The organism is Candidatus Wallbacteria bacterium (assembly GCA_028687545.1).
Lineage (GTDB): Bacteria > Muiribacteriota > JAQTZZ01 > JAQTZZ01 > JAQTZZ01 > JAQTZZ01.
Genome location: JAQTZZ010000031.1, coordinates 38,824 through 48,190, shown reverse-complemented (window position 1 = coordinate 48,190; position 9,367 = coordinate 38,824). Strand labels below are relative to the sequence as shown.

Sequence of the window (9,367 nt, the reverse complement as noted above, 5' to 3'; positions counted from 1 at the left end):
CTTCCGTTCCAGACCTGGCTTCCTGACGCAGGCGTGGCACCGTCGCCGGTTACCGCACTGCTGCACGCTGCAGTACTGGTCAAGATCGGTGTTTACGTTTTTGCAAGGCTTTTCATCGTCACCCTCATCCTGAGCGCTTTCTGGCAGTCGGCGATCCTTTTCATCGTGGGGCTGAGCGCTCTCATTTCGGCAGGAGCGGCAATGATTGAAACCGATATGAAACGCATCATTGCATATTCCACTATCAGTCAGATCGGATTTATCTTTCTCGGACTTGCAGCAGGCAATGAACTGGCGATCGCCGGAGGACTGCTCTATATCCTGATGCACGGCCTCGCCAAGGCCGGCCTCTTCCTCTGCGCAGGCATAGTAGAGCACAGCGCAAAGACAAAGGATATCACTAAAATGGGCGGACTTTTCCAGCAGATGCCGATCACCGCATTTTCTTTTTTATTCTGTTCCCTATCTGTAATGGGAATTCCTCCCTTCGGAGGATTCTGGAGTAAATATATGGTACTGACTGGAGCAGCGCAGGAACACATCTATGTTTCCCTGATGTTTCTTTTCGGAGCTGTCATGACTATCATTTACCTCTTCAGAATATTCAGACTTATTTTCCTGGGTGAATCCAAACTGGAGCATCCGCATCATGAAGGCACATCGATCATGGTGTTCTGCGTCGCCCTGCTTGCCGTTCTCTCCCTCGCGGGCGGCATTCTGGTTAATTATCCGGGCTGGCTTGTACAGTCCGCAGTAATCCAAATGCTGGTGATTGCAAAATGAACTTCAATCATATGCTTGTCTATTTTATAACCGCTCCGATTCTGGCCGGAATCATACTGTTCTTCACCGGACGACTATATGATAAGGTCAAGATAGCAGTGAGCCTGGCGATAACGGGCGCCTGCCTGGTGATGGCCGTCAAACTCTTTGGCAGCGAACTCCGGCTGGATGTCCCATGGGCCGGTTATGGCATCGATTTTTCGCTGCGCCTTTATCAGTTCAGCGGATTCATCCTGATCGGCGCTTCCTTCTTCGCCTTCCTCGTCACGCTTTATTCCAGTGTTTTCATGAGCGGAAAAAACAGTCTGAATCATTTTTATTCCTATCTTCTGATCTCTGTCGGTTTTATTAACGGTGCGGTTCTGTCGGACAACCTGATCCTGTTGCTCTTTTTCTGGGAAGGCTTACTCTGCACATTGCTCGGGATGATCGCGATCGGGAGTAAAAACGCTTTTCCGACGGCCATCAAAGCCTTTATCATTGTCGGTGTTTCAGACCTCTGCCTGATGCTGGGTATCGGTCTGGCAGGTCATCTCGCCGGTACTTTCACCATTTCCAAAATTCATCTTACCACAGAAGGACTTGGTGCTTTAACATTCATTTTTCTGATGATCGGCGCAATTTCCAAGGCAGGCGCGATGCCCTTCCACAGCTGGATCCCGGACGCAGCCATCGAAGCTCCCCTGCCCTTCATGGCCCTTTTCCCCGCGGCATTCGAAAAGCTGCTCGGCATTTATTTCCTGGCCAGGATCACTCTTGACATGTTCAATCTGCAGGAGCAGTCCTGGCTCAGCACTCTTCTCATGACACTGGGTGTGCTGACCATCCTGTTCGCGGTCCTGATGGCCCTCATTCAGAAGGATTACAAGCGCCTCCTCTCTTTCCATGCGATCAGTCAGGTCGGATACATGGTTCTGGGGATCGGAACATGTGTCCCTGCAGGGATTGTCGGTGGTCTTTTCCATATGATCAACCATGCATTGTATAAAAGCTGCCTGTTCCTTACAGGTGGTGCGGTCGAGCTCCAGGCCGGAACCACTGACCTGAAAAAACTCGGGAACCTGCGCTCCAGGATGCCGATAACATTCACCTGCTTTGTGATCGCAGCAGCAGCCATCTCGGGCGTACCTCCTTTCAACGGATTTTTTTCCAAAGAACTGGTATACGACGGAGCGCTCGAACGCGGTTTTATCTATTATTTCGGCGCTTTGCTTGGCTCATTCCTCACTGCCGCATCCTTTTTAAAACTCGGGCATGCGGCATATTTCGGCAAATCCGGTGAAACCCTGGAAAAGACCAAGGAAGCCCCCTGGCAGATGCTGCTCCCGATGATCACGATCGCTGCGACCTGCGTGATCTTCGGCCTGTTTAACTTTCTGCCTCTGCGCAACCTGATCCAGCCCATTCTGGGAGACAGGCTGGCAGGTAATGATTATTCAGGTCTGCCAACCAACATGATGCTCGTGCTTGCTACCCTGGTCGTGCTGGCTGCAGCCTGGCTCAATCATCAATATGGCTTTAGGAAAGGCGGCTCCGGTGTAGCTGCGGCTGACCACATCCACCATGCCCCAGTTTTCAATGAAATGTATGACAAGGCTGAAAACAGATTCTTCGATCCTTATGAAATCGGCTTGAAATTCGTCGGTTTTGCAGCTTCCGTTCTCTATCTGATGGATCGCCTAATTGACTGGATTTACGATTACGTTTCAGTGCAGGCCGGAGTGGGTGTTTCGCTCGGCATCCGCGCAGGCCATACAGGGAATTATTCAGTGTACCTGGCATGGTCGCTGATCGGATCCCTGCTGCTGACATTGTTTCTTTTGAGCTGAGAAGGGAGTCCTCTAGTGAATTCGCTGCTGATCTGGTTACCTATCCTGCTCCTGATTCTTTTAAATCTTCCATTTCTGAAGATCAGAGCAAGAATTGCATTGATCCTGACTGCACTGATGGCTGTTTATCAGATTTTCGTGGTTCTGACTAATCTCCCGGTCGGGAAGGGAGTCGAAAATTTTCTCTCCACCAAGTTCATCCTCAACTTTTCCACTGACAGTTTGAGCCTGATCGTATTGCTGTCGATCGGGATCGTACTTTTCGTGACTGCGCTGACCGGCTGGGAAACGATTGAAACCGAACCGGAAAAGATCCATTTCTACAACCTGCTGCTGGCGGCATTGATAGGAATGAACGCCACTACCATGACCAACGACATTTTTACACTGTATATATTCGTAGAGGCTACTGCTCTCTCCCTTTTTATTCTGATCGCGATGGAAAAAGGTCAGGCCGGACTGGAAGGTGCCTTCAAGTATCTGATACTCTCAGGAGTGGCTACAGCTTTCATGCTGATCTCGATCGCCCTGCTGATACTGCTGTCAGGCTCTACCACCTTCGACACTATCCATAATGCAATTGTCAACAGCGATCAGGCGGATCTGGTTAAATTAGCCCTGGCCATGTTCCTGGGCGGGCTGTTCGTTAAATCAGGACTCGTTCCTTTCCACGGCTGGCTGCCTGATGCGTATTCCTCTGCACCATCAGCAGTCTCAGTGTTCCTGGCCGGAATAGTTACCAAGGTTACCGGAGTATATGTGCTGATGAGGGTGGTACTTTCAGTTTTTGGATACAGCGTACCCCTGCAGACGGTTCTGATGTTCTTTGGAACTCTTTCCATCGTCGTGGGTGCGCTGGCAGCTCTCACCCAGAACAATTTCAAACGGATGCTTTCCTATTCCAGTATCAGCCAGGTGGGATACATCATACTGGGCCTCGGCTGCGGGACTCCGATGGCACTTGCCGGAGCAGCTTTCCATCTGTTCAATCATGCTATTTTCAAATCCCTTCTGTTCGTAAACGCGGCAGGAGTGGAGCAACGCCTGCAGACCGTCGATATGGACAAGATGGGAGGACTCGCTGAGAGGATGCCTTTCACGGGAGCCACTTCAGCGATCGCTTTCTTATCCACAGCCGGAGTACCGCCGCTTTCAGGATTCTGGAGCAAACTTCTGATAGTGCTGGCGCTCTGGCAGTCAAGCCACCATTATTACGCCGGTATCGCCCTGCTGAGCAGCCTTCTGACATTGACCTATCTGCTTACAATGCAGCGTAAAGTCTTTTTCGGAAAAATCAGGCCTGAGCTTTCCAGTCTCAGGGAAGCCGGTCCGCTGATCGTAATTCCCCAAGTCCTGCTGGCAGGCATTATTGTTGCTGCAGGTGTATTTGTAGTTTATTTCTTGAATGCTCTTTTCCTTCCGGTCGGAAATCTGCTGGGGTAAAACATGGTACATTTTATAATACTTTTGACTCTGCTGCTGCTCACCTCCCTCTGGACGGTGATGACTTCGACGCTGATGAGATCTGCGATCGGACTCGCCATCACAAGCGCTATTTTAGCGCTGATCATGTTCCTGCTTGACTCACCCCTGGCCTCGGTTTTCGAACTTTCCGTATGTGCCGGGCTGATCCCGGTGATTTTCATCATTACAATCAGCTTCACGCACAGGCTCGGGCGTGATGAAATCCAGGAACTCAGGGAGAGAAGGATCTCCAAGTTCTGGCCTCTTCCCGCTTTTCTGGGGTTGATCGGCCTTGTATTCAGCCTGTATGACATCATTCCGAAATTGGATATTCCTACCGTAGCTTGTTCAGATGACGTCAGGTACGTGATCTGGAACCTGAGACATCTGGATTTGATCGGTCAGATCCTGGTATTGTTCACCGGCGTTATCAGTACGCTGATCTTTTTCAAGGAGCACAGAAAATGAGTGACCTGTCCTTGATGTTCTGGCCCTTCAGCATTTTTATCCTGCTCATTTTCATCACAGGTATTTACTGCGTTCTGGCTACCATGAATCTGATCAGAGCGCTGATCGGCCTTGAGATTTTGATCAAAGCCGTGACCCTTTCCCTAATCCTGGCCGGGTATATCACCGGTAAAACCGCCCTTACCCAATCCCTGGTCATCTCTCTGATCATGATCGAAGTCGTGGTCGCTGTAGTCGCGGGCGGCATCATTCTGCATGTCTTCTGGCATAATGACAACATCAGTTCCAATTCACTGAGGACTTTGAAGGGATAGATATGGAAAACATCCTGCTTTCTCCGCCGCTGGCTTTCTTGATTGTGCTGGGTTCTTCGATTCTGCTCTTCCTGTTCCTGGCCGGACTGGCTTTCAGCAGGAAGAATAAAGCCCCAGGTGAAGGCAAAGCTTACGCCTGCGGAGAAGAAGCCCCGGACCAGCTGATCCAGCCGGATTACAGCAAGGTCTTCAAGTTCGCTTATTTTTTCACGATCCTGCATGTAACCACTCTCATGATCACCACAATTCCCGCGGAAACAATGGGCTCACTGGCGATCGCCGTCACCTATCTTCTGGTAATGGCTGTCGGCCTGTCACAGCTGATGAAAAGCTGAAATGGAAACATTAATAAAATGCCTGCCAAAAATATAGTGAGTAACAACATTTTACAAGAGGCTCTATGGATTTAATCACTAAAGCTGTAACCTGGGCTAGAATCAAATCACCGTGGGTGCTGCATTTCAACACCGGAGCCTGCAACGCCTGTGACATTGAGATTATTGCCAGTCTTACTCCCAGATATGACCTGGAGAGATTCGGGGTAAAGCTGATGGCCACCCCAAGGCACGCGGATGTTCTGCTCTGTTCAGGCCCTGTCACAAGACAGATCGAAAAAAGGCTGATCAGGATATATGAACAGATGCCTGAGCCGAAATTCGTGGTGGCGGTCGGTACCTGCGCCTGCAGCGGAGGAGTATTCAACGGCTGCTACTGCGTCAAGGGCGGCATCAACATGGCGATCCCGGTATCGGCTTACATTCCCGGCTGCCCGGCCAGTCCCAAGGCGATCATCGACGGGGTGGCCAAACTTTTATCAAGCCTGAAATAGTGCTGGATTCGGAGGAAAACAGATGGCGATAGAGGAAAAAGTCAAACAGGAGTTGAGTGATAAATTTCCATTTTTAAAAGACTCGCTGGTCATCAAAAGGGCACGCCGGATTTTCGTCGAAGTCCCGCCGGACCGGCTGATCGAAGTCGTGAAATTCGCACATTCCATCTCCTTCACTCATCTCTGCACAATTACCGGCCTGGACGAAGGAACCGATTTTGCCGCAATCTACCATCTGAGCGGCGATGCGCAGATGGTCTTGAATCTGAAAATTCACATTCCTAAAGATAATCCCGTCATTCAGTCCATCACAGGCACTTTCCCTGGCGGGCACATTTACGAACGGGAGCTCGAAGACATGCTGGGGATTAAAGTGGCGAATCTTCCACCAGGCAGGCATTATCCCCTGCCTGAAGACTGGCCTTCGGGAGAATATCCCCTGCGTAAGAACTGGCAGCCGAAGAATCCTGCCAAAGCTGATGGGGGTGCCAATGTCTAAATTCGGCGAAGTCAAGATACCGGTTGGACCTCAGCATCCAGCCTTAAAGGAACCTGCCAGCTTTCTGATGCAGTTGCGCGGCGAAAAAATCACCTCCACCAATATCATGCTCGGTTATAATCATCGGGGAATTGAAAAGGCCTGTGAACAGCGCACTTTTATCCAGTGCCTGTATCTGCTGGAGAGGGTCTGCGGGATCTGCTCCCATTCCCATTCCACCTGCTTCATTCAGGCAGTGGAAGAAATAGCCGGGCTGGAAGTCCCGAAGCGCGGCATCTACATCCGCACCCTGATCGCTGAACTGGAACGCATCCACAGCCACCTTCTCTGGCTGGGTGTGGCAGGCCATGAAGTAGGCTTCGACACCCTGCTGATGTATACCTGGCGGGACCGCGAAATCGTGATGGACCTGCTGGCTTCTACTACAGGCAATCGTGTCAACTACGGCATCAACACCATCGGCGGTGTGCGCCGTGATCTCAACGCCGATCAGATCAAAGAAATTCTCGCAGGCATCGATAAGCTTGAAGAGGCTACGAAATTTTACATTGGAGTGGCGACTGAAGAAGCCACCCTGATCGAGCGCTTATCCAATGTAGGAAAACTCAGCCATGAGGATGCTGTAAAACTCGGTGCTGTCGGTCCGACAGGACGTGCGTCAAACGTTCCTCACGATGTGCGCAGAGACGACCCTTACGCAGCATATGCGGAACTCGATTTCAAGGTGATCACAGACAATCATTGCGATGTATTCGGACGCGCTGTGGTGCGCCTTTTAGAACTGATGGAATCTTACAAACTGGTTCGCCAGATTCTTAAAAACCTGCCTGAAGGACCTATCACAGTCAAAGCTCCCCGGAAATTCCCTGCCAACGAAGCGGTCAGCAGATACGAAGCACCCAGAGGCGAAGACATTCACTATGTCAAAGGGAACGGCTCTGAGAAACCGGAGCGGGTCAAGGTCAGAGCTCCAACCATGTCCAACCTCCAGTCTGTCGCCAAAATGCTGGAAGACGGATTTCTCGCAGACCTGCCGATCGTGGTCGCAGCGATTGATCCCTGCTTCTCCTGCACGGACAGGATGATTTCAGTCACTAAGGATTTCAAGAACAAAGAAACCTTTGAATGGGAGCAGGTGCGGCAGATGGGCATCGACTGGCACAGGAAACGAGGCATCGACTTCGCGACTCTCAATCGCAAACTTGAATTGCGCGGGGTGAGATAAATGGTTACATCTGTTCTGCAAATCCTGATCTTTCCCGGTTTCATTTTTCTCCTGGTATTCGGGATGACGGCTGAATACGTCGACCGCATCATGTACGCCAGGCTGCAGAACAGGAAAGGCCCACCCTGGTTTCAGCCCTGGGCGGATTTTCTGAAACTGCTGGCCAAAGAAGACCTGGTCCCTGACTGCGCGGACGAAGAAGCCTTCAGGCTGATGCCGATTCTAGCGCTCGCTTCTGTGATCACAGCTTCTATTTATATTCCCATCTGGGGTTCACAGGCATTGTTTTCCTTCTCCGGCGACCTGATCGTGATTCTTTATCTGCTTACGATTCCCACCTTCACCTTTTTCCTGGGCGGGTGGTATTCGAGATCAATTTATTCACTGGTGGGCGCAGTACGCACACTGACCCAACTCTTCGGTTATGAAATTCCCCTGTTCATGGCGATACTGGCCGCTGCGATGCTTGCAGACGACTGGTCACTCTCCAAGGTCGTTCTATTTTACGGCACCCACCCGCTGTTTGTTTTATTCAACCTGCCGGGTTTCGTTGTAGCCCTTGTCTGCCTGCTCGGAAAGCTCGAAAAGACACCCTTTGACATTCCTGACGCTGAAACAGAAATCGTGGCCGGTCCGTTCACCGAATACTCCGGGCGCTGCCTGGCTTTTTTCAGGATGGCCCTCGACATCGAACTGGTTGTCGGCGCCATGCTGCTTTCAGCAGTATTCCTCCCCTTTGGCATGAATCTGGGAGCAGGCATCGGATTCGTTCTTTACATCCTGAAATCGCTCCTGATCATCTGTCTGCTGGCTGTGGCACGCACAGTTGTCGCAAGGCTGCGTATAGATCAGATGATCAGCTTCTGCTGGACTTACCTCGCTCCAGTGGCTTTCCTGCAGATAGTCTTGAATCTTTTCATTAAAGGATTTCTGCCCAAATGAGCATCATGCAAATGACAAAAGCTCAAGGAATACTAACAAAACTAATGCCAGAATTGGCTGACCTCAATATGCAAATCACTCGAAAAGGAGTTTTGTAACTATTCCTATGAAACTACCTGGAAAAATGACTGATTTCGTGCTGGGACTGCTGTTTAAAAAACCCGCCACCCTGGATTATCCGGCCACTGACAAGTCCGGAATGCCTAAGGGATTCAGGGGACGCCCCTGCTTTCACAAGAATCTCTGCATCGGCTGCAAAATGTGCATGCGGGACTGCCCCTCCGGCGCGATCACCATTATCAAGGCCGGAGAAAAGATCTTCGACTGCGAACTTGACCAGAGTAAATGTATTTATTGCGGGCAATGCGTGGATTCATGCCCCAAGAAAGCTCTGGAAATTACTAGCCTGTTCGAACTGGCAGCTTTTGATACAAAATCATTGCGAATCGATATCAATGTCGACAGTCCTGTCCCTGAAAAAAAAGCTTGAAAATTCCGGAAAACTTGCCATACTCGGCGTAGGATCCGAACACGCAGGCGATGATATCGCAGGCATTCTCGCGATTCAGGAAATAGACAGAGTCAGAAAATCCTTCAGGATCCCTGTGAAAACTTTCAAAGGATTCACAGCTCCAGAAAACGTAACAGGTGAAATCCGCAAATTCAAACCGTCCCACATCCTGATCATCGATGCCGCAGATTTCGGAAAGAAACCAGGATCAGTGGAAATATTAACCCTTGACGGGATAGATGGAGTCTCATTTTCCACCCACAGACTGCCGATCAAAATCCTGGCGGATTACTGCATCAAAACCATGGGCTGCGAAGTGACTGTGCTTGGCATTCAACCGAAAAGCCTGACTGTAGATACTCCGGCCTGCCCTGCTGTTGTCAAAGCCTCAAAGAAGATCAGCGGGATGCTTGGGAAGATATTCAGGAAAGAGTAACTTAATCCAGCTTCACAGCTGATCACTCCGCTCACAGCTGGCTCTAAATCCTGCTCCGTCCTGTCTC

At 50.4% G+C, this 9,367-nt stretch carries 12 protein-coding genes; all 12 read left to right on the top strand.

The features are described 5' to 3' along the window. Nucleotides 1–783: proton-conducting transporter membrane subunit (locus PHW04_12680; GenBank protein MDD2716740.1), on the top strand; the 783-nt coding region annotated here is incomplete at its 5' end. Then, a complete protein-coding gene (locus tag PHW04_12675; protein MDD2716739.1) occupies nucleotides 780–2,612 on the top strand; it encodes a proton-conducting transporter membrane subunit in 1,833 nt (610 codons plus the stop codon). The genes PHW04_12680 and PHW04_12675, both read left to right, overlap by 4 nt. Before the next feature lie 15 nt (nucleotides 2,613–2,627). Further along, the gene (locus PHW04_12670) at nucleotides 2,628–4,055 is read left to right on the top strand and encodes a proton-conducting transporter membrane subunit (protein MDD2716738.1); all 1,428 of its coding nucleotides are present in this window, start codon (nucleotides 2,628–2,630) and stop codon (nucleotides 4,053–4,055) included. A 3-nt stretch (nucleotides 4,056–4,058) separates the two neighbouring features. Continuing rightward, nucleotides 4,059–4,544: an NADH-quinone oxidoreductase subunit J gene (locus tag PHW04_12665; GenBank protein MDD2716737.1), complete on the top strand. Its 486-nt coding sequence runs from the start codon at nucleotides 4,059–4,061 to the stop codon at nucleotides 4,542–4,544. Further along, nucleotides 4,541–4,858 carry an NADH-quinone oxidoreductase subunit K gene (locus tag PHW04_12660; GenBank protein MDD2716736.1) on the top strand — a complete coding sequence of 106 codons (318 nt, stop codon included), beginning with the start codon at nucleotides 4,541–4,543 and terminating at the stop codon, nucleotides 4,856–4,858. Before PHW04_12665 ends, PHW04_12660 begins: the two co-directional genes overlap by 4 nt. A 2-nt stretch (nucleotides 4,859–4,860) precedes the next feature. Further along, nucleotides 4,861–5,193: a hypothetical protein gene (locus PHW04_12655; protein MDD2716735.1), complete on the top strand. Its 333-nt coding sequence runs from the start codon at nucleotides 4,861–4,863 to the stop codon at nucleotides 5,191–5,193. A gap of 65 nt (nucleotides 5,194–5,258) precedes the next feature. Further along, a complete protein-coding gene (locus PHW04_12650) occupies nucleotides 5,259–5,687 on the top strand; it encodes an NADH-quinone oxidoreductase subunit B family protein (protein MDD2716734.1) in 429 nt (142 codons plus the stop codon). Between the two features lie 22 nt (nucleotides 5,688–5,709). Continuing rightward, nucleotides 5,710–6,186 (top strand): NADH-quinone oxidoreductase subunit C, encoded by a 477-nt coding sequence (locus tag PHW04_12645; GenBank protein ID MDD2716733.1) that lies wholly within the window; start codon nucleotides 5,710–5,712, stop codon nucleotides 6,184–6,186. Beyond that, nucleotides 6,179–7,411 (top strand): nickel-dependent hydrogenase large subunit, encoded by a 1,233-nt coding sequence (locus PHW04_12640; protein ID MDD2716732.1) that lies wholly within the window; start codon nucleotides 6,179–6,181, stop codon nucleotides 7,409–7,411. The genes PHW04_12645 and PHW04_12640 overlap by 8 nt, the downstream gene beginning before the upstream one ends. Continuing rightward, on the top strand, nucleotides 7,412–8,353 hold the full coding sequence (locus PHW04_12635; GenBank protein ID MDD2716731.1) for an NADH-quinone oxidoreductase subunit H: 942 nt from the start codon (nucleotides 7,412–7,414) through the stop codon (nucleotides 8,351–8,353). Between the two features lie 106 nt (nucleotides 8,354–8,459). Beyond that, on the top strand, nucleotides 8,460–8,843 hold the full coding sequence (locus tag PHW04_12630) for a 4Fe-4S binding protein (protein ID MDD2716730.1): 384 nt from the start codon (nucleotides 8,460–8,462) through the stop codon (nucleotides 8,841–8,843). Next, on the top strand, nucleotides 8,809–9,300 hold the full coding sequence (locus tag PHW04_12625) for a hydrogenase 3 maturation endopeptidase HyCI (GenBank protein MDD2716729.1): 492 nt from the start codon (nucleotides 8,809–8,811) through the stop codon (nucleotides 9,298–9,300). The genes PHW04_12630 and PHW04_12625 overlap by 35 nt, the downstream gene beginning before the upstream one ends. Nucleotides 9,301–9,367 lie beyond the last annotated feature (67 nt).